The 22,907-nt window shown below is 75.5% G+C and carries 24 protein-coding genes; 12 read left to right on the top strand and 12 right to left on the bottom strand.

Annotated elements, in window-relative coordinates; translation table 11 throughout:
• Positions 1–12 precede the first annotated feature (12 nt).
• The gene (locus tag HDA31_RS14555) at positions 13–513 is read right to left on the bottom strand and encodes a septum formation initiator (protein ID WP_178065488.1); all 501 of its coding nucleotides are present in this window, start codon (positions 511–513) and stop codon (positions 13–15) included.
• Between the two features lie 149 nt (positions 514–662).
• Between HDA31_RS14555 and HDA31_RS14550 the strand changes: the two genes are divergently transcribed.
• The 5 genes from HDA31_RS14550 to HDA31_RS14530 all read left to right on the top strand — a co-directional run bounded on the left by HDA31_RS14550 (position 663) and on the right by HDA31_RS14530 (position 5,014).
• Positions 663–1,462 (top strand): IS5 family transposase gene (locus HDA31_RS14550; RefSeq protein WP_219825130.1). Its coding sequence is split into 2 segments (ribosomal slippage): positions 663–999 and positions 999–1,462, totalling 801 coding nucleotides; the frame shifts between segments, so codons are not numbered across the junction.
• Positions 1,463–1,512: 50 nt separating this feature from the next.
• Positions 1,513–2,205 carry a response regulator transcription factor gene (locus tag HDA31_RS14545; protein ID WP_074476467.1) on the top strand — a complete coding sequence of 231 codons (693 nt, stop codon included), beginning with the start codon at positions 1,513–1,515 and terminating at the stop codon, positions 2,203–2,205.
• Positions 2,202–3,482 carry a sensor histidine kinase gene (locus tag HDA31_RS14540; protein ID WP_178065486.1) on the top strand — a complete coding sequence of 427 codons (1,281 nt, stop codon included), beginning with the start codon at positions 2,202–2,204 and terminating at the stop codon, positions 3,480–3,482. Before HDA31_RS14545 ends, HDA31_RS14540 begins: the two co-directional genes overlap by 4 nt.
• Positions 3,483–3,583: 101 nt before the next feature.
• Positions 3,584–4,093, top strand: a complete 510-nt coding sequence (locus HDA31_RS14535) for a PepSY domain-containing protein (RefSeq protein ID WP_178065485.1) — start codon at positions 3,584–3,586, stop codon at positions 4,091–4,093.
• 336 nt (positions 4,094–4,429) lie between these two features.
• The gene (locus HDA31_RS14530; RefSeq protein ID WP_178065484.1) at positions 4,430–5,014 is read left to right on the top strand and encodes a sigma-70 family RNA polymerase sigma factor; all 585 of its coding nucleotides are present in this window, start codon (positions 4,430–4,432) and stop codon (positions 5,012–5,014) included.
• Positions 5,015–5,043: 29 nt separating this feature from the next.
• Here HDA31_RS14530 and HDA31_RS14525 read toward each other — a convergent pair whose 3' ends face one another.
• Entirely contained in the window at positions 5,044–5,856 is an 813-nt protein-coding gene (locus tag HDA31_RS14525; protein ID WP_178065483.1) for a zf-HC2 domain-containing protein, read from the bottom strand.
• A gap of 272 nt (positions 5,857–6,128) precedes the next feature.
• Between HDA31_RS14525 and HDA31_RS14520 the strand changes: the two genes are divergently transcribed.
• Complete coding sequence (locus HDA31_RS14520) at positions 6,129–7,145, top strand: methyltransferase (RefSeq protein WP_178065482.1); 1,017 nt, start codon at positions 6,129–6,131, stop codon at positions 7,143–7,145.
• Between the two features lie 42 nt (positions 7,146–7,187).
• Here HDA31_RS14520 and HDA31_RS14515 read toward each other — a convergent pair whose 3' ends face one another.
• The 5 genes from HDA31_RS14515 to HDA31_RS14495 all read right to left on the bottom strand — a co-directional run bounded on the left by HDA31_RS14515 (position 7,188) and on the right by HDA31_RS14495 (position 12,344).
• Positions 7,188–8,213, bottom strand: coding sequence for a methyltransferase (locus HDA31_RS14515; protein ID WP_178065481.1), 1,026 nt, complete (start codon positions 8,211–8,213; stop codon positions 7,188–7,190).
• Entirely contained in the window at positions 8,210–9,388 is a 1,179-nt protein-coding gene (locus tag HDA31_RS14510; RefSeq protein ID WP_246383980.1) for an aminotransferase class V-fold PLP-dependent enzyme, read from the bottom strand. Before HDA31_RS14510 ends, HDA31_RS14515 begins: the two co-directional genes overlap by 4 nt.
• Complete coding sequence (locus HDA31_RS14505; RefSeq protein ID WP_311774355.1) at positions 9,385–10,683, bottom strand: hypothetical protein; 1,299 nt, start codon at positions 10,681–10,683, stop codon at positions 9,385–9,387. The genes HDA31_RS14510 and HDA31_RS14505 overlap by 4 nt, the downstream gene beginning before the upstream one ends.
• Before the next feature lie 62 nt (positions 10,684–10,745).
• Positions 10,746–11,450 (bottom strand): tryptophan 2,3-dioxygenase family protein, encoded by a 705-nt coding sequence (locus HDA31_RS14500; RefSeq protein WP_178065479.1) that lies wholly within the window; start codon positions 11,448–11,450, stop codon positions 10,746–10,748.
• A 219-nt stretch (positions 11,451–11,669) separates the two neighbouring features.
• The gene (locus tag HDA31_RS14495; protein ID WP_221487329.1) at positions 11,670–12,344 is read right to left on the bottom strand and encodes an HAD family hydrolase; all 675 of its coding nucleotides are present in this window, start codon (positions 12,342–12,344) and stop codon (positions 11,670–11,672) included.
• Between the two features lie 180 nt (positions 12,345–12,524).
• On the opposite strand from HDA31_RS14495, the gene HDA31_RS14490 reads away from it, so the two are divergent.
• Together HDA31_RS14490 and HDA31_RS14485 are read left to right on the top strand one after the other, a co-directional pair.
• The gene (locus HDA31_RS14490; RefSeq protein ID WP_178065477.1) at positions 12,525–15,326 is read left to right on the top strand and encodes a DEAD/DEAH box helicase; all 2,802 of its coding nucleotides are present in this window, start codon (positions 12,525–12,527) and stop codon (positions 15,324–15,326) included.
• Positions 15,327–15,491: 165 nt separating this feature from the next.
• Complete coding sequence (locus tag HDA31_RS14485; protein ID WP_178065476.1) at positions 15,492–16,382, top strand: MHYT domain-containing protein; 891 nt, start codon at positions 15,492–15,494, stop codon at positions 16,380–16,382.
• A gap of 87 nt (positions 16,383–16,469) precedes the next feature.
• Here HDA31_RS14485 and HDA31_RS14480 read toward each other — a convergent pair whose 3' ends face one another.
• Together HDA31_RS14480 and HDA31_RS14475 are read right to left on the bottom strand one after the other, a co-directional pair.
• Complete coding sequence (locus HDA31_RS14480; RefSeq protein WP_178065475.1) at positions 16,470–17,390, bottom strand: 5'-3' exonuclease; 921 nt, start codon at positions 17,388–17,390, stop codon at positions 16,470–16,472.
• A gap of 49 nt (positions 17,391–17,439) precedes the next feature.
• On the bottom strand, positions 17,440–17,664 hold the full coding sequence (locus HDA31_RS14475) for a hypothetical protein (RefSeq protein WP_178065474.1): 225 nt from the start codon (positions 17,662–17,664) through the stop codon (positions 17,440–17,442).
• 238 nt (positions 17,665–17,902) lie between these two features.
• Between HDA31_RS14475 and HDA31_RS14470 the strand changes: the two genes are divergently transcribed.
• From HDA31_RS14470 to HDA31_RS14460, 3 genes are all read left to right on the top strand, one after another.
• Positions 17,903–19,045, top strand: a complete 1,143-nt coding sequence (locus HDA31_RS14470; RefSeq protein WP_178065473.1) for an acyl-CoA dehydrogenase family protein — start codon at positions 17,903–17,905, stop codon at positions 19,043–19,045.
• Positions 19,046–19,171: 126 nt separating this feature from the next.
• A complete protein-coding gene (locus HDA31_RS14465) occupies positions 19,172–20,053 on the top strand; it encodes a peptidoglycan-binding M23 family metallopeptidase (protein ID WP_178065472.1) in 882 nt (293 codons plus the stop codon).
• Between the two features lie 94 nt (positions 20,054–20,147).
• Complete coding sequence (locus tag HDA31_RS14460) at positions 20,148–20,654, top strand: Lrp/AsnC family transcriptional regulator (protein ID WP_074476531.1); 507 nt, start codon at positions 20,148–20,150, stop codon at positions 20,652–20,654.
• Here HDA31_RS14460 and HDA31_RS14455 read toward each other — a convergent pair.
• On the bottom strand, positions 20,584–21,195 hold the full coding sequence (locus HDA31_RS14455) for a histidine phosphatase family protein (RefSeq protein WP_178065471.1): 612 nt from the start codon (positions 21,193–21,195) through the stop codon (positions 20,584–20,586). The two genes, HDA31_RS14460 and HDA31_RS14455, sit on opposite strands and share 71 nt — an antisense overlap.
• Positions 21,196–21,361: 166 nt before the next feature.
• Between HDA31_RS14455 and HDA31_RS14450 the strand changes: the two genes are divergently transcribed.
• The gene (locus HDA31_RS14450) at positions 21,362–21,556 is read left to right on the top strand and encodes a CsbD family protein (protein WP_043969178.1); all 195 of its coding nucleotides are present in this window, start codon (positions 21,362–21,364) and stop codon (positions 21,554–21,556) included.
• An 84-nt stretch (positions 21,557–21,640) separates the two neighbouring features.
• On the opposite strand, the gene HDA31_RS14445 is transcribed toward HDA31_RS14450, so the two are convergent.
• On the bottom strand, positions 21,641–22,606 hold the full coding sequence (locus HDA31_RS14445; protein WP_178065470.1) for a golvesin C-terminal-like domain-containing protein: 966 nt from the start codon (positions 22,604–22,606) through the stop codon (positions 21,641–21,643).
• Positions 22,606–22,758 carry a hypothetical protein gene (locus tag HDA31_RS14440; protein WP_178065469.1) on the bottom strand — a complete coding sequence of 51 codons (153 nt, stop codon included), beginning with the start codon at positions 22,756–22,758 and terminating at the stop codon, positions 22,606–22,608. The genes HDA31_RS14445 and HDA31_RS14440 overlap by 1 nt, the downstream gene beginning before the upstream one ends.
• Positions 22,759–22,907 lie beyond the last annotated feature (149 nt).

The following is a 22,907-nucleotide window of genomic DNA, read 5'->3' as shown; positions in this document are numbered from 1 at the left end:
GGCCGGCCCGCCTCAGTCGTCGGCGACGGCGACCGGCTCGCCGCCGACGCAGCGCACCTTCAGCTCGTGCTCCCCGCCCGGCCCGACGAAGGTGACCTCGACGTCGTCGTCCGGCCCCCGGTCGACGTCGGCGACCCGGTGGTCCTGCGCGGGGGCCCAGGAGACCAGCCGCACCCCGCCCGGGACGCACTCGGCCACGGCCGTGCCACCGGTGGTCGCCAGGACCCGCCGCGCGCCCGACCCGGTCGGCTCCGGCCCGCCCGACCCGCCCGGCTCCGGCGGATTGGATCCGGTCGGCACCGGCGCGCCGGGAGAGGGGACCCCCGTCGGGGAGGCGGCTGCGGTGGACGCCGGGGCGGCCAGCGCCCGCTCGACCTCCTCCTGGCTGCGCACCCCGCCCGGGGTGCCGGTGATGCTCTCCCCGACCAGCCGGATCGCGGCCAGCCCGATCACGGTGGCGAGCACGGCGGTGGCCAGCCACCCCGCGACCGCCAACAACGAACGACGACGCATGCCCCGACTATCCCCGATCGAATGTTGGCCCCGGCGTGGGACGACGCTAAGGGACGGTTAAGAGGTCCTAACTTAATGAGTTGGGCGTAACCGACTGGATGTGAGGGTCGTTCCGTCTGAACGTGAGGAGGGGTGAGCAGCCGCCGTGGATCGTCTCGGACGAGTTGTGGGCCGAGATCGCGCCGCTGTTGCCACCCCGCCCACCACGCCGCAGCCGGTACCCGGGGCGTAAGCCGTTGGATGACCGGAAGGTGTTGTGCGGGATCCTGTTCGTGCTCTACACCGCGATCCCCTGGGAGTACCTGCCCCAGGAACTCGGGTTCGGCTGCGGGATGACCTGCTGGCGCCGGTTGCGGGACTGGAACCAGGCTGGGGTGTGGCAGCGGTTGCACGAGCTGCTGCTGGCCCGGCTGCGCGGCGCGGGGCAGTTGGACCTGTCGAGGGCGGTGATCGACGGCTCCCACATCCGGGCGCTCAAGGGCGGCCCAAAACCGGTCCGAGCCCGGTCGACCGCCGCAAGCCTGGCTCGAAACACCACGTCATCACCGACGCCGGCGGCATCCCCCTCGCGGTCACACTGACCAGCGGGAACAGGCACGACTCCACCCAGACCACCGCCCTGCTCGACGCCATCCCCGCGATCGGCGGCCGGCCAGGGCCACCGAGGCGTCGCCCCGACCGGCTGTACGCCGATCGGGGCTACGACTACGACAGCCACCGCCAACAAGTCCGGGCCCGCGGCGTCACCCCGGTCATCGCCCGACGCGGCACACCCCACGGCTCCGGCCTCGGCACCCAACGCTGGGTCGTGGAACGCACCATCGCCTGGCTGCACTGGTTCCGCCGCCTGCGCATCCGCTGGGAAATCCGCGACGACATCCACGAAGCCTTCCTCAGCCTCGCCTGCGCCCTCATCTGCTGGCGCCAACTCCAACGCACCCAGAGTTAGGAGTTCTAAGAACGCCGGCCGCCGCCGGCCGGTGCGGCTAGCCTCGTCGTGTGCCCCGCCTGCTGCTGATCGAGGACGACCTGACCATCCGCACGCCGCTGGTGCGGGCGCTGCGGGACCGGGGTCACGCGGTGGCCGCCGCGTCGACCGCGATGGACGGGCTGCGCGACGCCCTGGACAACCGGCCGGACCTGGTCGTGCTCGACCTGGGCCTGCCCGACCTGGACGGGCGGGAGCTGCTGCGGATGCTGCGGGCGGTCAGCGCGGTGCCGGTCATCGTGGCCACCGCCCGGGACGACGAGACGGAGATCGTCCGGGTCCTCGACGCCGGCGCCGACGACTACGTGGTGAAGCCGTTCACCGCCGCCCAGCTCGACGCGCGGGTCCGCGCGGTGCTGCGCCGCGGCGCGGCCGCCGGGGCGGCGGATCCCACGCTCGTGGTGGGTGGCCTGCGCGTCGACCCGCGGGCCCGGCAGGTGACCCTCGACGGCGTCGCGGTCGAGCTCACCCCGCGCGAGTTCGACCTGCTGCACCACCTCGCCGCCCGGCCCGGCGAGGTGGTCACCAAGCGGGAGCTGCTCACCGAGGTCTGGCAGATCCCGTACGGCGGCGCGGACAAGACCGTCGACGTGCACCTGTCGTGGCTGCGCCGCAAGCTGGGCGAGAGCGCCCAGGAGCCCCGCTACCTGCACACCGTGCGGGGCGTGGGCGTGCGGCTGGAGCCGCCGGGCGGCGCGGCGTGAGGGCCCGCCTGGCGCTGCTGGCCGCCGCCGTCAGCGTGCTCACCCTCGTGGCGTTCCTCGTGCCGCTGGCGCTGCTGGTGCGCGCCGTGGCCGAGGACCGGGCCACCGTCCGGGCCACCGCCGACGCGCAGAGCCTGGTGCCCGTGGTGGGCACCGCCGACGCCGAGACCATCCGGCTGACCGTCGAGCAGCTCGCCGCCGAGTCGGGCCGCCCGGTCAGCGTCTACCTGCCCGGCGACACCGTGCTCGGCACGCCCGTCCCGCGTACCCCCGCGGTGGCCCTGGCCGAACGCGGGCAGAGCCTCACCGCGGAGTCCGACGCGGGCCGCGAGGTGGTGATCGCCGTGCAGGGCCGGCCGGACGGCACCGGGGTGATCCGCACGGTCGTGCCCCACGCCGAGCTGACGGCCGGGGTGACCCGGTCCTGGCTCGTGCTGGCCCTGCTCGGCGTGCTGCTCGTGCTGGTGGGGCTGGCCGTGGCCGACCGGCTGGCCCGCACCCTGGTCCGGCCGATCACCGAGCTGTCGGCGGTGTCGCACCGGCTCGCCAACGCCGAGCTGGACGCGCGGGTCACCCCCGCCGGCCCGGCCGAGCTGCGCGAGGTGGCCGGCGCGCTCAACCACCTGGCCGGCCGCATCCAGGTGCTCCTGGCGCAGGAACGCGAGCAGGTGGCCGACCTGTCACACCGGCTGCGCACCCCGCTCACCGCCCTGCGGCTGGAGGCCGAGTCGCTGCCCGACCCGCAGGACGCGGCCCGGATCGCCGCCGCGACGGACGCGCTGGAGCGGGCCGTGACCGGCCTGATCCGCCAGGCCCGCCGTGACCGGTCGCCGGCCGCCGCCCCGGCCGCCTGCGACGCGGCCGCCGTGGTCGCCGACCGGGTGGCCTTCTGGTCGGTGCTGGCCGAGGACACCGGGCGGGAGGTCCACCGTGACCTGGCCGGTGGGCCGCTGCCGGTCGGGGTGCCCGCCGACGAGCTGGCCGCCGCGGTCGACGCGCTGCTCGGCAACGTCTTCGCGCACACCCCGGACGGCACCGCGTTCACCGTCCGGCTCGCCCGGCGGGACGGGCGGGTGCTGCTCGCCGTGGCCGACTCCGGCCCCGGCATGCCCGCGGCCACCGTGGCCCGGGGCGCGAGCCCGGCCGGGTCGACCGGCCTGGGCCTGGACATCGCCCGGCGGGCGGCGGAGGCCGCCGGGGGCCGGCTGGAGCTGCGCACCGCCCCCGGCGGCGGTGCGGAGGTGCGGCTCTGGCTCGGCGCGCCGCCGCGCTCCTAGCGCCGGCGCGGCCTTAACCGGGCCTTAGCGTCGGTGCAGCGCGCCGCTATCGCGCCGGGACCGATCCTTCTTGGCAGGAACCACGAGGAAAGGTGCCCGAGATGAAGCGCAACTCCCTGATCATGGCGTCCCTGGGCGGCGCGGCGATGCTGGCGGCGGCCGGGGTGGCCGTCGGCGTCACCGCCGCCGACGACCGGGTGGCCCGCACCACCCTGACCGCCGCCACCGCCGCCCCGGCGGCCACCACGACCCCGGGCGATGGCGCGACCGGCACCCCGACCGGTGCTCCCCCGGCCACCGGCGTGCCGTCGGCCACCGGCGCCCCGGCGGAGACCGGCACCCCGGCCGCCAAGGTCGACCGGCAGCGGGCCGGCGAGATCGCCCTCGCGCGGGCCGGCGGCGGGCGGATCGTCGAGATCGAGGCCGACGACGAGAACGGCCGGGCGGTGTGGAGCGTCGAGATCGTCGACGGGCAGACCGAGCACGAGATCGACGTCGACCGCAACGACGGCACCGTGGTCGACGCCGAGCGGGAGCCCGTCGACGCCGACGACGACCGGGACGACGTCGACGACCACGACGACGACGCCGACGACCGGGACGACGACTGAGCCGGCCGGCTCCGGCGCACCCGTGCGGGCCGCCCCTGACCGGGGGCGGCCCGCACGGGCGTGTCCGGACCGCTACTCGGGCATAGGAACCCCGGACCTGCCCGAGCGGATTCCGGGAACTTTTCCGCCCCGGCCACCGACCAACCAGGGTGCGGCGCTTCCGGGCGGCGTATCGAGATCGGTCCTCCGCCCCGGCGGGGGGTGCCAACCGCCGGAGCTGGGCCGGGAGACAGACCACGTGAACCGAGCAGCGTCACGGACCGTACCGGTCCAGGTGAGCGCCCGACGGCACCGCCCGTCGCGGCCGCCGGTCGGCACCGGCACGGACGGCCGCCCGTGAGCGGCCCCGGGTTGGCTGGCGCGGGGGCCGACGACGAGCAGGTGACCCGCTGGGCGCGGCTGGCCGGCGCGGGCGACCAGCCGGCGGCCGCCGCCTTCGTCCGGGCGCTCCAGGGCCCGGTGTGGCGGTTCCTGGCCCACCTCGCCGGTCCGGGGGAGGCCGACGACCTGACCCAGGAGACGTTCCTGCGCGCGCTGCGCAGCCTGCCCGGCTTCGCCGGCCGCTCCTCGGCCCGCACCTGGGTGTTCAGCATTGCCCGCCGGGTCGCCGTCGACCACGTCCGCACGGCGATGACCCGCCCGCGCACGGCGGCGCTGCCGGACTGGCAGGCGGCGGCGGAGGACGCGACCGCGACCGGGCCGGGCGCCGACGACGGGGTCGTCCTGCGCCAGCTCATCGCGGGCCTGGCCCCGGAGCGCCGGGAGGCGTTCGTCGCCACCCAGGTCGCCGGCCTGTCGTACGCGGAGGCGGCGCAGGTCTGCGGCTGCCCCGTCGGGACGATCCGCTCCCGGGTCGCGCGGGCGCGGGAGGACCTCGTCGCCGCCTGGCACGCCGACACCCGGTCGACGCGGGCCGGCTGAGCCCACCCGCCCCGGGCACCGGGGCCCGGTCAGGCGGCCCGCCGGTCGCCCCGCCCCCCGACGGCCGCGCCGCGGCGGGCGTGGGCCTGCGCCGAGTACGGGTGCGGGGGCAGCAGCCGCAGCGTCGGCGTCGACGGCTCGGGCGCGTCCAGCTCGACGCGCCAGCGGGATCCCGGCGACCGGCCCTGCCGGGGCGCGGGCCCACCCGGCCGCAGGCCGGGGCGCGACAGCAGCGCGGTGAGCACCCAGCCGAACACCAGGATCGCGTGGCTGACCAGCCGCGACACGGCGACCTGGCCGGTCACCAGGTCGTTGACCGACAGCAGCACCAGGGTCGCGACGAAGGCGCTGAGCATCGGCAGCACGCCGGCCGGCGGAAACCGTCGTACCGCCACGAACAGGAATCCGGCGCCCACGGCGACGTTCCACGCCGCCGACTCGTGCCACAGGTGCTGCCCGGTGACGTGCGCGTGGGCGACGCTGGTGCCCCGGCCGACCTGCACCAGGCCCAGCACCACCTGCACCGCCCCCACCAGCCCCAGCGTGGCCCGCAGCCCGGCGACCAGCCGCTCCCGCCACCGTTGCGCCGACCACCGTTGCGCCCACCGCCGTGGCCGCCGCTGCGGCCCGCCGGCCACGGCGGCGAGCACCGCGTCGGCCAGGTCGGGCGTCGCCGTCACCACCCGGGTACGCGCCCGGCGGGTCACCGCCGCGGCCGTCTCGAACCACACCCGGCAGTCACCGCACGTGATCAAATGCCCCTCGGCCGCGACCCGCTCGGCCGGGGTCTCCTCCCCGTCCAACTGGGCCGACAGCATCTCCCGCCACCGCTCGCACCGCATGTACGGATAGTCGCTCGGCGGCGCGGCGTGGTTCCCGCGCGATCCGGCGGGGCGTCGGGGCGGCGGCGCGGCCGGTCGTTGCGGCGGGCGCACGGGTGGCCCGCGCGTGCGTCCGCCCCGACCTGAGCGCCCGCGGCGGCAGGTGCGCAGGTGGCCCGCGCGTGTGCCCGCCGTCACCCGAGTGCCCGCGGCGGCGGGCCCGGCCGACGGCCGGGCGACCCGCCCCGGAGTGTCTACTGTGGATCCGACGAGGGCTGTGATCTCATGCTCTCATGATCAATCCCTCTCCTCTCATGCGTCTGGTGGCCGGTGTGTGGGGGTTCAAGACCCTCGCCGTCGGCGTCGAGTTCGGGCTGTTCACCCGCCTCGCGGGCGGCCGGACGATCACCCTCGCCGAGGCCGCCGCCGAGTTCGGGCTCGACGAGCGCCCCGCCGACCTCCTGCTGGCCGCGAGCGCGTCCCTCGGCCTGCTGGAGCGGGCCGGCGACGGCTACCGCAACACCGAGCTGGCCGAGCAGTTCCTGGTGGAGGGGCGGCCCTACTACTTCGGCGCCCAGGTGCGCTACTCCGACCTGCGCACCTACCTGCCGTGGCACCGCATCGCCGACGCGCTGCGCACCAACCGGCCGCTGACCTGGGACCCGCAGGCGCAGGAGTCGCTGTTCGACACCGTCGACCCGGAGATGCTGGCGCAGTTCTGGGACGCCATGTTCTCCACCTCCAGCTTCACCGCCCGCGCGCTGGCCGACACGTACGACTTCGGGGCGCACACCCGGCTGCTCGACGTCGGCGGCGGGGCCGGGGCGTTCCCGATCGAGTTCTGCCGCCGGCTGCCGCAGCTGCGGGCGACGATCTTCGACCTGCCCCACGTGTGCGCGAAGGCACAGGAGCGGATCGCGGCCGAGGGCCTGACCGACCGGATCGGCACGGTCGCCGGCGACTTCCTCGCCGACCCGGCGCTCCCGGAGGGGCACGACGTCGTCCTGCTCAGCATGATCCTGCACGACTGGGACGAACCGACCAACCGGGCGCTGCTGGCCAAGTGCCACGCCGCGCTGCCGCCCGGTGGCGCGGTCGTCATCTGCGAGCTGCTGCTCGACGACGACCGCGCCGGCCCACCGGAGGCGGCCCTGATGGGCATGAACATGCTCGTCGAGACCGAGGGCGGCAAGAACTACTCCGGCGCCGAGTACGCGGCGTGGCTCGCCGACGCCGGCTTCGTCGACGTCGAGCGGCTGACGTTCGACGCGCCGGGCGCCAACGGCGCCGTGGTGGGCCGCCGGGCCTGACGCGCCGACCGGGTCGGGCGGGTCGCGGCCCGCCCGACCCGGTCAGGCCGCCGGTTTGTACGCGGTGACCAGCTCCCAGCCGCCGGGCAGCACCGCCACCCGCTCGAAGCCGACCTCCTTGAGCAGCCCCGTGTAGAACTCGACCTCCCGCAGCCGGCTCACGCAGCTGTCGACGCCGATCAGGAAGTAGCTCCAGAAGAACTGCATCGCCAGCCGGTCCGGGGTGCGGAACTCCTCGCCGATGAGCAGCAGCCCGCCCGGTTCGAGGGCCCGGTACGCCGCCTCGACCAGCCGGCGGGCGACGTCGTTGGGCCAGTCGTGCAGCACCCGGACGAACGCCAGCGCGTCGTAGCCGGTCGGCAGCGCCTCGGCGAAGAAGTCCCCGCCGACGAAGCCCAGCCGCTCGGCATGGCCGCGCCGCTGCCGGGTCTCGGCCACCAGGGGCGCCACCGCCGGCAGGTTGAACACGTCGGCCCGCAGGTGCGGGGCGTCGTCGAGCACCCGGGCGGCGAGCGTGCCGTCGCCGCCGCCGACGTCGAGCAGCCGGCGGCGGTCCGCCCAGAGCCGGTCGGCGTGCCGGTGCAGGGTCTCCAGCACCGGCCCGAGCCCGACGGCCATGCTGCGCTCGAACGCGGCGGTCTGCTCGTCGGTGCGCGGCGGCCACGCGAAGTCCTCGTCGGTCATGCCGACCTCGCCGCGCAGGCTCTCGGCCAGCCGGCCGTGCAGCACGCGCCACGGGTAGCGGTCCCGGTCCCGCTCGACGGCGCCCGGCCCGACGACCGCCGCCACGGCGTCGCGCAGCCCCGGCTCGGCCCGGTAGCGGGCGGCGGCGATGTCGTCGTCGGGCTCCTCGCGGGTGACGACGCCGAGGCTCTCCAGGCAGTCCAGGAACTTGTACAGCCGCAGCGGCCGGAACCCGAACCGCGCGGCGAGGTCGCCCAGGCGGGCGGGGCCCGGCTCCAGCGCGTCGAGCAGGCCCAGGGCGAGGGCCGTCTCCAGCACGTCCATCGCCTTCGGGCCGTTGGCGAGCAGGCTCATCAGCGCCCGCGGCGACAGGGTGACGTTCACCGGCGGACCTCCGCTTCCAGGGCGTCCATGAACACGTCGATCTCCTCCAGGGTGTTGTAGACGTGCGGGCCGACCCGTAGCCAGCCGCGCCAGCTGCAGATCACGTTCCGCGCGGCGAGCCGCCGCTTGACCGCCTCCCCGTCGGGCACGTCGAGGCAGACGACGCCGCCGCGGCGGTGCGGCTCGGTCGGGCTGACCACCGTGATCCCGGCGGCGGCGGCCCGCTCGACGATCCGCCCGGTGCAGGCCAGGGAGTGCCGCCGGATCGCGGGCGCCCCGACGCCGGCCAGCAGGTCCAGGCCCACCTGGGAGACCAGCGAGGTGAGCGGGAACGGCGTGCCGCCGGCGAACCGTTGCGCGCCGGCCGCCCAGCCGGTCGACGGCCGGAACGTCAGCGCGACGTCCCCGGCCTGCCAGCCGGTCGCCGCCGGTTCCAGCCGGGGCGTCAGGTCGGGCCGGACGTAGCAGAAGGCGGTGCCGACGCCGCACAGCCACTTGTGCGCGCCGCCGAGGACGACGTCCACGCCCAGCGCGGTCACGTCCAGCGGCACCACCCCGACCGTCTGGAAGGCGTCGACGATCACCAGGGCGCCGGCGTCGTGGGCGTGGGCGACGAGCCGGGGCAGGTCGATGGTGTCGCCGGAGGCGAAGCTGGCGTGCGGCACGCACACGAGCAGCGTCCGCTCGTCGATGCGCGCTTCGAGGGCGTCCTGGTCGAACCGGACACCGCCGGTGGCGACGACGTCGGCGTGCGCCCCGTAGCGGCCGAACGCGTTCCAGACGAACGGCACGGTCGGGAACTCCAGGTCGGTGGTGACGACCCGGTCGCGGGGCGGGCGGTAGTCGAAGCAGGAGGCGATCCGGGCCAGCAGGGTGCTCAGGTTCGCGTCGGTGACGACGCTGCCCGCGGGCGCGCCGATGAGCGTGGCCACCGAGTCGGCGTACCGGTCGAGGCCGACGTGCCAGCCCTGCCACACGTCGTCGCGCCAGCCGCGCAGGGTCTCCCAGTAGTCGGCCAGCACCCGCTGCGCGCCCTGCGGGACCGCGCCGGTGGAGTTGTTGTTCAGGTAGACGCAGGTGCGCAGCAGCGGGAACTCGGCGCGCAGGGCGGCGTGCGCGTCCGCGTCGAGGCAGCGCGCCTCGTCGGCGGCCGGGGCCGGGTCGGGGGTGCTCACGCGGGACAGCCTCCGGTGTTCGTCGGCGGGGCCGTCGCGCCCGGGTCGGGGCCGACGGCGGTGAAGACGGGGGTGGAGCGGACGGCGGCCAGGTAGGGGGTGCCCTCCGTGTATCCGGTGCCGGGGCGCGCGCCGAGCATCCGGACCGCCAGCCGGTGGTGGGTGCGCCGCCAGCCGAGCACCGCCTCGGCGAAGGCGCGCATCTCCCGCTCCACCCGGTCGCGGTCGGCCCCGGCGAGCCGGCCGGCGTGGGCCGCCGCCCGGTAGGCGGCGTCGACCGACGGGTGCCCGGCGAGCACCCACTCGCGCACCTCCGGCACCGAGCGGTAGGCCGCCGAGTCCAGCCGCGACCCGTCGGGGGTACGGCACAGCGACTCCACCAGCTTGTAGGAGCGGGACTGGATGGCGCTGGCCCCCTCGGTGTACTCCCGGAAGGTCCGGAAGGACTCCGGCTGCATGGTGGCCAGGAGCGAGAACAGCGGCGCGGCGGCGGCGAGCCGGTCGCGGGCGGACGCCAGCGGGCCGGCCGCCGTGCCCGGCTGCCCGGTGCGCAGGGCGGCGACCGTGCCGCGCAGTTCGTCGGCGAGCCCGGCGAAGACGCACTCGTACGCCTGGAGCACCCGGACGAACAGGTACTCGTCGTGCGACCGGTACACCGGCAGCATGCTCAGCCGCAGCCGGTGCTCCTCGTCGCCGGTGCCGTCGGCGACGGCGAACGCGTGCAGGGCCGCCGCGGCGGTGGCCGGACTCCGGTCGTCGACCGTCCACGCCGGGTCCAGCCGGGACATCGCGGGCAACACGGCCCGGACGCCGAGCCGCAGGCGCTTCGCGACCGTCGCCGGGCCGGGGCGCTGCTCGGGGAGCAGGGTGGTGGCTCCGGCCGTGGCGGCGAGTTCGAAGGCGAGGGCGTCGGCGACCAGCCGCACCAGGAGCCGGTCGGAGTCGCGGCGGGCGTCCGCCGGGTCGGGCACCGCGTCGGTCCCGGGGTCGTCCGCCGTGCAGGGCAGCCGCAGCAGGGGCAGCGCGAGGTAGCTGCGGTAGTCGTACCGGCCGTCCCACTTGTCGAGCGCGACGTCGAGGAACTCGCGCAGCAACCGGTGCGGCTCCGTGGGCCCGGCGGCGGCGCGCCCCGCCGCGACGACGTGCGTCCGTATCTCGTCGAGAAGTGCGAGCAGTTCTTTTTCGACAAAGTGTTTACCGACGCGCTGGAACGCGTCGAGCACCGCAGAGTAGGGAAAGTCGCCGGGATCGGATAGGCCGGATCGCCAAATCGTCAGCTCACGCACGAACGGCACCTCAACATTACGGTCGTGTTAAATACGGACGGTGAGGAACCGACGATTCCGGCGGCGGCCGGTCAGGGCCGTGGGGTGGCCGGCGCGGGGCCGGCGACGCCCACCCGCAGCTGCCACAGCTCGGGGAAGAACCGGTGGTCGATCAGCCGGGCGAGCATCGTCGCCGGGCTGCCCGGCGTGCCGGCCGGGCCGTGCCCGCCGATGCGCAGGGCCACCTGGTAGTGCCGCACCCGCCAGGACGCGACCCGTTCGTCCCACTCCACCATGGCCTCGGCCAGCCTGTGCAGCGGATCGGCGGGGTCGGTGCCCGGCAGCGCGGACACGTCGACGCCGACGGCGGCGAGGTGGTCGGCGAAGGCCCGGCCGAGCCGCCGGCTGGCGGCCTGCACCTGCCGCCAACCAGGCGATTCTGCGCCGGAGCCGTTGCCGAGCGCCGGCTGCATGGCCTGGAAGTCGGCCGGGGACAGGTGGCGGAACATCTCCAGCTGGTCGGTGACCAGCCGCACGCCGAGCGCCGCCCGGGTCAGCAGCAGCTCCGCCGCGCCCGGCTCGCCGGCGTCGAGTCGCGCGGCGGCCTCGCGCAGCTCGGACGCGGCGAGCTTGAGCCACAGCTCCGTCGACTGGTGGACCACCTGGAAGAGCAGCTCGTCGCGACAGATCACCTGCTCCGGGGTGCGTTGCAGGTCGAGCAGCTCGTCGACGCGCATGTAACGCGCATAGTCGGTGTCGCCGTCGCCCGGCAGCACGGGTGAGTGGTCCCGCTTCACGGAATTGTCCCCTTCGGCTAAGCGTCGGGGCACCTGAACGCGACCCGCGACGGCTCATCGCGGCGGACATTATCCAACGACGTCGAGCAATATGTCACGCCCGGGGATCCCGTCCGTAGGACGGCAGGGGTAATTCGAGCCTTCTCGACCGTTTCATTCGGCGGAAAGGAGACCGCCCGGCGCGCTGTCGAATAGGGGCGCGCCGGGCCGGGGAACGGATCAGCCGCGCAGGGCCAGGTCGAGCACGGAGCCCAGCCCGTTGGGCCGGCCCGGCTCGGCCTCGGGCAGCAGCAGCGCCGCGCAGCCGGCCCGCACCGCCCCGGCGTCCGCCGCCGTGTCGCCCACCATCAGCGCCCGCTCCGCGTCCACCCCGAGCATCCCGCAGGCCCGCCAGAAGATCGCCGGGTCCGGCTTGCAGCGCCCCACCTCGTAGGACAGGACGAACGCGTCCACCAGGGCGTCGAGACCCCACGCGGCGAAGAACGGCCGGATGTCGAAGCCGATGTTGCTCACCACCGCCACCTTCACCCCCGCCGACCGCAGCGCCGCGAGGGTCGGCGCGGTGTCCGGGTACGGCACCCACCCGTCGGGCCGCAGCACCCGCTCGTAGAGCGCGTCGGCGAGGCCGTCGATCCCGGCGTCCACGGTGGCCGCCAACCCCGTGTACGCGCCCCGGTGCGCGTGCGGGTAGAGGTCCCGCTCGGCCCACAGCTCGGCCAGCGCCGGCGGCACCCGCGCCGGCAGCGGCCCGCCGGCCCGGCCGGCGGTGAGCAGCCGGTCGGCCAGCGCGGTGGCCCGCACCCGCTCCAGGGCCACCCCGCACGCCCGCGCGGCGGCGAGCACCCAGTCGTGGGGCTCCTCCACCTGCGCGAGGGTGCCGTGGAAGTCGAACAGGACCGCCTCGACGGGCCGACGGGACGCCCCGACGCCCGCGGCGGAGTCGGCGCTCGGTGGGGTCGACTGGGTCGGTTCGGCATGATCCGGCACGCCGTGCACCCTACCGACCGCCCCCGACCCCCCTGTCGGACGGCCTTGCGGCGGTGGTCGTCGGAGGCACGCACTAATCTTGGTGACATGTCGAGCCCCGCCGAGCGGTACGCCGCGGCGCGCCGCCGGGCCGCGCAGGCCTCACAGTTCCCGGCGCTGGACGAGTTCACCCTTGACCTGGGGTTCGATCTCGACGACTTCCAGCGGGAGGCGTGCCAGGCCCTGGAACGGGGCAGCGGCGTGCTGGTCTGCGCCCCCACCGGCGCCGGCAAGACCGTGGTCGGCGAGTTCGCCGTACACCTGGCCCTGCGCGGCACGCCCGTGCGGCCGGCGGCGGCCGACGGCGACGGCCCGCCGCCCGCCCGGCGCAAGTGCTTCTACACCACGCCGATCAAGGCGCTGTCCAACCAGAAGTACCACGACCTGGTCGACCGCTACGGCGTCGAGCACGTCGGCCTGCTCACCGGCGACAACGCGATCAACGGCGACGCCCCGGTGGTCGTGATGACCACCGAGGTGCTGCGCAACATGCTCTACGCCGGCTCGGCCACCCTCGAGGGCCTGGCCTACGTGGTCATGGACGAGGTGCACTACCTCGCCGACCGGTTCCGCGGCGGGGTCTGGGAAGAGGTGATCATCCACCTGCCCGCCTCGGTGACCCTGGTCTCGCTGTCGGCGACCGTCTCCAACGCCGAGGAGTTCGCCGACTGGCTGGTCACCGTGCGCGGCGAGACCGCCGTGGTGGTCAGCGAGCACCGCCCGGTGCCGCTGTGGCAGCACATGCTCGTCGGCAAGCGGATGTTCGACCTCTTCCACGACGCCGACGCCGCCCGCAAGCACGACGTGCACCCGGAGCTGCTGCGCTACACCCGCGAGACGGTGCGCCGCCTGGAGCTGGGGGAGGGGCGCAGCGCCGGGCCGGGCGGCGGCCGGCGCGGGCCGCGCTGGCGGGGCCCGCTGCGCCCGGACATCGTGGACCGGCTCGACCGGGAGGGGCTGCTGCCGGCGATCCTGTTCATCTTCAGCCGCGCCGGCTGCGCCGCCGCCGTGCAGCAGTGCCTCGCCGCCGGCCTGCGGCTCACCAACCCGGAGGAGCGCGCCGAGATCCGCCGGGTCGTCGAGTCGCGGGTCACCGCCATCCCCGGCGAGGACCTGACGGTGCTCGGCTACTGGGAGTGGCTCGACGGCCTGGAGCGCGGCCTGGCCGCCCACCACGCCGGCATGCTGCCGGTGTTCAAGGAGGTCGTCGAGGAGCTGTTCGTCCGGGGCCTGGTCAAGGCGGTCTTCGCCACCGAGACCCTGGCGCTGGGCATCAACATGCCGGCCCGCTGCGTCGTCCTCGAACGCCTCGTGAAGTTCAACGGCGAGGCCCACGTCGACCTCACCCCGGGCGAATACACCCAGCTCACCGGGCGCGCCGGCCGCCGGGGCATCGACGTCGAGGGGCACGCCGTCGTGGTCTGGTCGCCCGAGACCGACCCCCGGCACGTGGCGGGCCTGGCCTCCACCCGCACCTACCCGCTGCGGTCCAGCTTCCGCCCGTCCTACAACATGGCCGTCAACCTGGTCGGCACGGTCGGCGCGGAGCCCGCCCGCGCGCTGCTGGAGAGCTCGTTCGCCCAGTTCCAGGCCGACCGGTCGGTGGTCGGCCTGGCCCGGCAGGTGCAGCGCAACACCGAGACCATCGACGCGTACGGCGCGGAGGCCGCCTGCCACCACGGCGACTTCGACGAGTACTTCGCCCTGCGGGTGGCCATCGCCGACCGGGAGCGCGCCATCGCCCGGCAGGGCCAGCACCAGCGCAAGGCCGCCGCCGTGGCGTCGCTGGAGCGGCTGCGCGTCGGCGACGTGATCCGGGTGCCGTCCGGCCGGCGCGCCGGCCTCGCGGTGGTGCTCGACCCGGCCACCGGCGGGTTCGGCGAGCCCCGTCCGCTCGTGCTCACCCAGGACCGGTGGGCCGGGCGGGTCAGCCCCGGCGACTTCACCACCCCGGCGGAGGTGCTCGCCCGCATCCGGGTGCCCAAGCACTTCAACCACCGTTCCCCGGCGGCCCGTCGCGACCTCGCCGCCGAGGTCAGCGGCACCGGCCTGGACCGGCACGGCGGCCGGCGGGGCGGCCGGTCCCGGCAGGGCGCGGGCGAGGACCACGCGCTCAGCCAGCTCCGCACCGAGCTGCGCCGGCACCCCTGCCACGCCTGCCCCGACCGGGAGGAGCACGCCCGCTGGGCCGAGCGGCGCCGCCGCCTCGAACGCGACACCGAGGAGCTGCGCCAGCGGGTCGCCGGCCGCACCGGCTCCCTGGCCCGCACGTTCGACCGGATCGTCGCGCTGCTCACCGCCCGCGGCTACCTGTCGGCCGATGGGGCCGTGACCGACGCCGGGCGGATGCTCGGCCGGATCTGGACCGAGGCCGACCTGCTGGTCGCCGAGTGCCTGCGCCAGGGCGTCTGGGACGGGCTCTCCCCGGCGGAGCTGGCCGCCGCCGTGTCGGTGGTGGTGTTCGAGGCCCGCCGGGACGCCGACGAGCGGGCGTCGCTGCCGCGCGGCCCCGTCGCGGACGCGGTGGACGAGACGCTGCACCTGTGGAGCGGCATCGAGGCCGACGAGGCCGCCCGTGGCCTCGCGGTGACCCGCGAGCCCGACCTCGGCTTCGCCTGGCCGATCTACCGTTGGGCCCGGGGCGAGGCCCTGGCCAAGGTGCTCGCCAGCGGGCACCAGCTCGACGGCGAGATGCCGGCCGGCGACTTCGTCCGCTGGGCCCGCCAGGTCGTCGACCTGCTCGGTCAGGTCGCCGACTCCGGCGGCGCCTCCACCGAGCTGCGCGCCACGGCCCGGCAGGCCATCGCCGCCGTCAACCGGGGCGTCCTCGCCTACCACGCCACCGCCTGACGGTCACCCTGCGTCATTTCGACGCGGGTCCCATGCGTCGGACTGTCACCGCAACAGCACCCCCCGAAGTGGTCGGGGGGCGCTGTTGCGGCAGCTCAACGCGTCCCCGATCATGTCTGCGGCGCGTCGTCGACGCGCCGGTGACCGGGTGGGGGGACAACCGCCGTGGCGGAGATCAATCACTTTGAGTACGGCTGGATCACGCCGGCGCTCAGCTACGCGCTGTCGGTGCTGGGCTCGTTCCTCGGTCTGGTCTGCGCGGGCCGCATCCGGGCCGCCGCCACCACCGGCCAACGCGTGTGGTGGGGCACCCTCGCCGCCTGGGCGATCGGCGGCACCGCGATCTGGAGCATGCACTTCATGGCGATGCTCGGCTTCGCCGTCGAGGGCACCCGGATCCGCTACGACGTGCCGGTCACCGTGGCGAGCGCCCTCATCGCCGTGGTCGCGGTCGGCATCGGCCTGGCCATCGTCGGCACCGGCCGGGTCTCCGCGCTGCGCATCGGCATCGGGGGCGGGCTGACCGGGGCCGGGGTCGTCGCCATGCACTACACCGGGATGGCGGCGATGCGGCTCGGTGGTTTCCTCGGCTACGACGGCGTGCGGGTCGCCCTGTCGGTGGCGATCGCCGTGGTCGCGGCGACCGTGGCGCTGTGGCTGGCCGTCACCGTGCGCCGCGCCCTGGCCGTCGCCGCCTCCGCGCTGGTGATGGGCGTCGCCGTCAACGGCATGCACTTCACCGGCATGAGTGCCCTGTCGGTGCACCTGCACGAGCAGCAGGGTGAGATCACCGGCGCCGGTTTCAGCACCCTGCTGGTGCCCATCGTCCTCGCGGTGATCCTCGTGGTGGTGGGGCTGGTCTACGCCCTGCTCGCGGCCCCCACCGAGGAGGACCGGGCCGGCGCCGCCTACCTCGACGCGCGCCGGGCCGACCCGGCCGGGGCGAGCGTGCCGGATCCGCAGCCGGCCCCGGACCCGGTCGGGCTGCGCGCCCGCGGCACCCGGGCCCGGCCCGGCAGCACGTTCCCGACCCGCCGCGTCGACCCGCCGCGCTGACCCCGCGCCGGGCCGCACGCCGTCCTCGCCGGACCCGGGGCTCGGCCCGGGCCGCGGTCGCTGGCGGCGAGGCCGGGCGCGGCGCGGTCAGTCGCGGGTGGCGAGGGCGTCGACGAGGCGGCGGCAGGAGCCGGCCAGGTTCCAGCGCTCGGCCAGCGCCAGCAGCCGGTCCGGGTCGGCCGGGGCCTGCGGCAGCGCCGTGGGCAGCTCCGGCAGCGGCACGTCCAGCGCCACCCGCACCACCGTCGGCGCGACGGCCAGGTAGCCGCGGGCGGCGTCCAGCCGGGCCCGTAGGCCGGGGGCGAACCCGGCGTCGGGGTCGTCGAGCGCGGCGAGGATGCCGGCGACGCCGCCGTAGCGGTCGACCAGCCGGGCCGCGGTCTTCTCGCCGACGCCCGGCACGCCGGGCAGCCCGTCGCTGGGGTCGCCGCGCAGGGCCGCGAAGTCGGCGTACCGGTCGGCGGGCACCCCGTAGCGGGCGCGCACCGCCGCGTCGTCGCAGTCCTCCAGCTTCGCCACGCCCCGCCCGACGTAGAGCAGCCGCACCCCGCGCGCGTCGTCGACGAGTTGGAACAGGTCCCGGTCGCCGGAGACCACCTCCGCCGGTGCGGGCTGGGTCACCGACAGCGTGCCCAGCACGTCGTCGGCCTCGTAGCCGGCGGCCCCGACCGCCGTGATGCCGATCGCGGCCAGCACGTCCAGGATCACCGGCACCTGCGGGCCGAGGGTGTCGGGCACCTCCTCGCCCCCCTCCGCGGCCACCCGGTGCGCCTTGTACGACGGCAGGAGCGCCACCCGCCAGTCGGGACGCCAGTCGTGGTCCAGGGCGCAGACCAGCCGGTCGGGGCGGCGGGTGCGCACCAGTGTGGCGAGCATGTCGAGGAATCCGCGCACCGCGTTGACGGGGCTGCCGTCGGCGGCCCGCGCGGCGGACTCGGGGACGCCGAAGTAGGCCCGGAAGTAGAGGCTGGGAGCGTCGATCAGCAGGATCGGGGATCGGTGTGCCACGCCGGACAGCGTGGCACAGCCGTCCGACGATCCGGGCGCGGCGCGGCGGTCAGCGCGGCCCGTCGTGCCGGTAGAGCGTCTCCCGGCGGGCGAGGCGCTGCACGGCGTAGCTCGCCACCAGCAGGACGAGGGCGACGGCCGCCTCCAGCCACGCGAGGGCCCCGTTGGCGACGGTGAGGCCGACCGCCAGCAGCACCAGCCCGGCGACGGCGAGGATGCCGGCCCACAACAGCCCGCGCCGCCGCCGCGCCCCGCGCTCCCGCTCGCCGCCCATCGCTCCGCCTTCCCGCCCGTCGGCCGGTGTTCCGGTGCCGGCGTGGGTCCAGGCTATCGACGTCGCCGCCCGCCTCGGGCGGGTTCGACGCGACACCGCCGCCTCCCACAGGTGGCCAAACGACCGTTAAGCTCACAGGGTGGGAACCGGCGGCAGACCCGGCCACCGGAACCCGACGCCGCCCGCACGACGGGCGGCGAGACCGGCTCAACACCACCCCCACGGAGCTCAGCGCGCTATGACCGTCGACCGGATCCTGCCCACCGACGAGGCCCACGACCTGCTCGACCTCGCCACCGAGCTCGCCGACCGGGAGCTCGCCCCCCGCGCCGCCGCGTTCGAGTCCCGCGCCGAGTTCCCCCGGGAGGTGCTGCGCACCCTCGGCCGCGCCGGCCTGCTCGGCCTGCCCTACGCCGAGGAGCACGGCGGGGCCGCCCAGCCCTACGAGGTGTACCTGCAGGTGCTGGAAGTGCTTGCCAGCCGCTGGCTCGCCGTCGCCGAGGCGGTCAGCGTGCACACCCTGTCCTGCTACCCCCTGGCCCAGTTCGGCACGGACGCCCAGCGCAAGCTGCTGCCCGACATGATCGGCGGGGAGCTGCTCGGCGCGTACTGCCTGTCGGAGCCGCAGGGCGGCTCGGACGCGGCGGCGCTGACCACGAGGGCCGTGCGCGACGGCGAGGCGTACGTGGTCACCGGCACCAAGGCGTGGATCACCCACGCGCAGGTGGCCGACTTCTACAACATCTTCTGCCGCACCGGCGGGCCCGGCCCGAAGGGCATCTCCTGCCTGCTCGCCGACCGCGACACCCCCGGCATCGTGCCGCAGGCCGCCGAGCGGACCATGGGCCTGCACGCCTCCCCGGTGGCGCAGGTCGCCCTCGACGACGCCCGCGTGCCCGCCGACCGCCTCATCGGCGGGGAGGGCACCGGCTTCACCATCGCCATGTCCGCCCTGGACTCCGGCCGCCTCGGCATCGCCGCCTGCGCCGTCGGCCTGGCCCAGGCCGCCCTCGACCACGCGGTCGGCTACGCCCGTGAGCGTCGGCAGTTCGGGCGGGCGATCGTCGACTTCCAGGGCCTCGGGTTCATCCTGGCCGACCACGCCACCCAGATCTCCGCCGCCCGCGCGCTCACGCTGGCCGCCGCGCGGCTGCGCGACGCCGGCCGGCCGTACTCGATCGAGGCGGCGAAGGCGAAGCTGTTCGCCACGGACGTGGCGATGCGGGTGACCATCGACGCGGTGCAGGTGCTCGGCGGGGCCGGCTACGTCGCCGACCATCCCGTCGAGCGCTACCTGCGGGAGGCGAAGGTGCTCCAGATCGTCGAGGGCACCAACCAGATCCAGCGCCTGGTGATCTCCCGCGCCCTGGCCAGGGGCTGAGCGCGCGCCCGCGGTGCGGGCCCGGCCCCGCACCGCCGGCCCCCGGTGTCAACGATTGATGTCCGGCTATCCGGTGGCTAGCCTCTGCTTGCCATGGTCCGTCGACGACCGCACGGAGGCCCGCGCATGGATCACGAGAACCCGTCCGGCTGTTGCGGCGGCCCGTCCGCGCCGCCGCAGGCCGGGCTCAGCCGCCGTACGCTGCTGCGGGGCGCGGCGCTGACCACCGGCGCCCTCACCGTCGGCGTCGTCGCCCTGCCCGGGGCGGCCCACGCGGCGCCCGCCATCTACAACCCGTTCGCCGGCTACCCGATCACCGGCACCTGGGAGGAGCACCTCGCCAGGGGCTCGCTCGGCGGCATCGACTTCGGGATGGGCGTCGGCACGAACCTGCCGGCCTGCGGCGCCGGGACGATCCAGAACATCCCGAACAACGGCACGGGCGGGCACACCGTGACCATCCACCACTCCGACGGCTACCGCAGCCAGTACCTGCACCTGTCGCAGTTCCTGCTGTCCGACGGCACCGCCGTCGCCGCCGGGACGGTGGTGGGGCGTTCCGGGGGCGCCGCCGGTGCCCCCGGTTCCGGCAACTCCACCGGCCCGCACCTGCACTGGCACATGATCAACCCGAGCGGGGTGCGGATCAACCCGTTGACCTACGTCGGCCAGAACCCGGGCGGCGGCCTGCCCAAGACGACCACCGAGCAGGACGGCATCCCGGGGCCCATCTGCTACAAGCGGATGCAGAACTGGCTGCGGATCACGTCGGGCTACCTGGGCCCGATCGACGGCGTGCCGGGGGTGAACACCTACGCCGCCCTGCAACGGGCCATGCGCGGCTACGGCTACACCGGGCCGATCGACGGCGTGCCCGGGGTGAACACCTGGAAGGCCGTGCAACGGCTCGCCTCCGGCTGGGGCTACACCGGCCCGGTCGACGGGGTGATGGGCCCCAACTCCTGGCGCGGCTTCGCCCGCTTCCTCAACCAGGACCAGTGGGACTGAGGCCCGACGCGGAAGGTCACCCGGGTCGCACCGAGCGTCACGCGGGGCGGGGGCGTCGTCGCGTGGGAGCGCTTTTACCGGTAGGTTGCACGCCGTGGAGGAGATCGACCGGGCCATCGTCGCGGCGCTGACCGCCGACGGGCGGCTGTCGTACACGGACCTGGCGGAGAAGGTGGGCCTGTCGGTGTCCGCCGTGCACCAGCGGGTCCGCCGGCTGGAGCAGCGCGGGGTGATCCGGGGCTACGCCGCCCGGGTCTCCTTCGAGGCGGTCGACCTGCCGCTGAGCGCGTTCGTGGCGATCCGGCCGTTCGACCCGTCGCAGCCCGACGACGCCCCGGAGCGGCTGGCCCACCTGCCCGAGATCGACTCCTGCTACTCGGTGGCGGGGGAGGACTTCTACCTGCTGCTGGTGCGGGTGGCCTCCCCGGCGGACCTGGAGCGCCTGCTCCAGGAGATCCGCACGGCCGCGAACGTCACCACCCGCACCACCGTGGTCCTGTCCACCCCGTACGAGAACCGGCCGCCGAAGATCAGCGGGGAGCCGTCGACCCGGGTGCGGTCCCGGGCGGTGGGGGAGGCGGCTGGTTCCACCGCAGGATGACCCGCCGGCCGTGCTCGTGGCCGAGGACGCTGACCGTGGCGGTGTCCAGCCGCAGCAGCCCGCCGCCGGACGGCGGGAGGCCGATCCACCGGGCGCCCAGCACCCGCAGGCTGTGCGCGTGGCCGACCAGGGCGACGTCGCCGTCGGCGAGCGCGGCGGCGGCGCGGGCCAGCACCCGGTCGAGCCGCGCGCCCACCTCGGCCGGTGACTCCCCGGCGGGGCAGCCGTCGGTCCAGATGTTCCACCCTGGGCGGCCGGTGTGGATGTCGGCGGTGGTGACGCCCTCGTACCGGCCGTAGTTCCACTCGGCCAGGTCCTCGTCGGCCGCCGTGACGGCGAGCCCGGCCAGTTCGGCGGTGCGCAGCGCCCGGCGGCGCGGGCTGGCCAGCACCAGGGCGAACCGCCGGCCGGCGAGGGGGGTGGCGAGCGCGCGGGCCTCCCGCTCGCCGTCGGCGGTGAGCTCCAGGTCGGTGTACGAGGTGTGCCGGCGGCTGGCGCTCCACTCGGTCTCGCCGTGGCGGACGAGGACGATCTCTCCCATCGGCCCAGTCAACCAGGTTCCCCGCCGTGCACGCGGCACCTAGCCTCCTAGGATGCGCTGCCGCGTGTGACGCCGCCCGCATCCCAGGTTTCCGCTGCCCCACACCCGGGCATGCCTGTGGTCAGGGGCAGTGAAGCCCCGGACCGCCGGAGCAGAGGGAGTGGACATGAGCTTCACCGACAAGGCGAAGAACAAGGCACAGGAGCTGGCCGGCGCCGCCAAGGAGCGCGTCGGCGACATGACGGACAACGAGCGCCTGCGCGCCGAGGGCGCCACCGAGCAGAGCGACGCGCGGGCCCGTCAGGCGGGCGAGCACGTCAAGGACGCCGGCCGGGACGTGCGCGACGCGTTCACCAAGTGACCGACCGCGCGGCGGCCCCGGAGGACTGCCTCCGGGGCCGCCGTCGTCGTGTCGTCCCCGCGTCCGGCCGGGGGAGAGGGCGGGCTAGGAGACCCGGGTGACGCGGATCGCGTCGGCGATGACGAGGCCGGCGCCGGTGGTCCACCGGCTCACGCCGACCCGGTTGGCGTCGCCGGCGGGGAGGGCGAACGTGCCGAGGGCGCGCCACTGGCCGCCGGTGGCGCGCTGGTCGACGTACACGGTCTTGTTGCCGGTGGTGGTGGCGACGAGGTACGGGGTGGCGCTGTTGTATCCGGCGTTGGCCGGCCACCAGGCGTCGACGCGGTAGGTGCCGGTGGCCGGGACGTTGACCCGGTACCAGGCGACGTCGCTGGCCGCGACGGGGTCGGCGTAGCGGTAGTCGGCGCCGTAGCGCTGCCCGGAGTAGGTGGAGACGCGCCAGTTGGCGCTGGCGGTGAAGCGGCCGGAGGTGGCGTTGTCGACGACGGCGCTCCAGGCGGTGCCGCCGTTCATCCGGGCGGCGACGTCGGCGCGCATGACGTCCAGGTCGATGAAGGACGGGTCGATCTTGCCGGTGGTGCTGGTTTCGCGGTGGCCCCGGGCATAGCTGGCGTCCCGGCCGAGGCGGGTGAGCACGGCGACGGTGGCGCGCAGCGACGCCTCGTACTGGGCGGGGGTCATCTCCTGGCTGACGCCGTTGTAGTCGATCTCCCAGCCGATCATGAGGGTGTTGCCGTCGCCGGCGGGGATGGGTCCGCTGCCGCCGCTGGCGCCGGCGTGGTTGGCGCGGCCGGCGGAGATGAGGTGGAACACGCCGTGGTAGTCGACGAGGGCCTGGCAGAGGGGCCCGGGCAGGTCGGAGCGGCCGTTGATGCAGATGCCCAGGGCGGGGTGGGGGTTGGTGGCGCTGGAGGTGGAGGCGGTGTGGTGCCACAGCACGCCGATGGGGTCGAAGTCGCCGGGGCGCATCCGGTTGCGCCAGTCACCCTCCTCGACGACCTGGACGCCGGCGGCGCGCAGGACGTCGGCGAGCCAGCCGACGGTGGCCATCAGGACCGCTCGATCAGGTCGGCGAGGCATTCGGCGCGGGCCTCGGCCCGGGCGGGCGCGGGGCGCAGGGCGACGGTGAGCGCGGCGGCGACGAGGGCGGGGAAGCCGAGGAGCCCTCGGCGGCGCAGGCGGGCGACGGGTGACGTGGCCACGGCACTCCTCACAGCGGCGGACGGTGGTCCGCCCGGTCGGTGGTCAGGGATGACGGCACGCTATCCGGTCGCGCCTGTCGATGTCGATACCCTTCAATCAATCGGCTGGGGTTGAAGGTTTCCCGCGGCGCGGGCCCGTCCGGAGGCGC

It is taken from the genome of Micromonospora carbonacea (genome assembly GCF_014205165.1).
Taxonomy (GTDB): domain Bacteria; phylum Actinomycetota; class Actinomycetes; order Mycobacteriales; family Micromonosporaceae; genus Micromonospora; species Micromonospora carbonacea.
Note: the sequence above shows the minus strand (reverse complement) of the source record. Positions and strands in the feature narration are given on the sequence as shown.

Excerpts from the sequence above, each read along its gene's own strand:
- HDA31_RS14535 (WP_178065485.1), top strand. The coding sequence starts at position 3,584 with ATGAAGCGCAACTCCCTGATCATGGCGTCCCTGGGCGGCGCGGCGATG.
- HDA31_RS14450 (WP_043969178.1), top strand. The coding sequence starts at position 21,362 with ATGAGCTTCACCGACAAGGCGAAGAACAAGGCACAGGAGCTGGCCGGC.
- HDA31_RS14520 (WP_178065482.1), top strand. The coding sequence starts at position 6,129 with ATGATCAATCCCTCTCCTCTCATGCGTCTGGTGGCCGGTGTGTGGGGG.
- HDA31_RS14475 (WP_178065474.1), bottom strand. The coding sequence starts at position 17,664 with ATGGGCGGCGAGCGGGAGCGCGGGGCGCGGCGGCGGCGCGGGCTGTTG.
- HDA31_RS14455 (WP_178065471.1), bottom strand. The coding sequence starts at position 21,195 with ATGGGAGAGATCGTCCTCGTCCGCCACGGCGAGACCGAGTGGAGCGCC.
- HDA31_RS14490 (WP_178065477.1), top strand. The coding sequence starts at position 12,525 with ATGTCGAGCCCCGCCGAGCGGTACGCCGCGGCGCGCCGCCGGGCCGCG.
- HDA31_RS14445 (WP_178065470.1), bottom strand. The coding sequence starts at position 22,606 with ATGGCCACCGTCGGCTGGCTCGCCGACGTCCTGCGCGCCGCCGGCGTC.
- HDA31_RS14555 (WP_178065488.1), bottom strand. The coding sequence starts at position 513 with ATGCGTCGTCGTTCGTTGTTGGCGGTCGCGGGGTGGCTGGCCACCGCC.
- HDA31_RS14525 (WP_178065483.1), bottom strand. The coding sequence starts at position 5,856 with ATGCGGTGCGAGCGGTGGCGGGAGATGCTGTCGGCCCAGTTGGACGGG.
- HDA31_RS14470 (WP_178065473.1), top strand. The coding sequence starts at position 17,903 with ATGACCGTCGACCGGATCCTGCCCACCGACGAGGCCCACGACCTGCTC.
- HDA31_RS14465 (WP_178065472.1), top strand. The coding sequence starts at position 19,172 with ATGGATCACGAGAACCCGTCCGGCTGTTGCGGCGGCCCGTCCGCGCCG.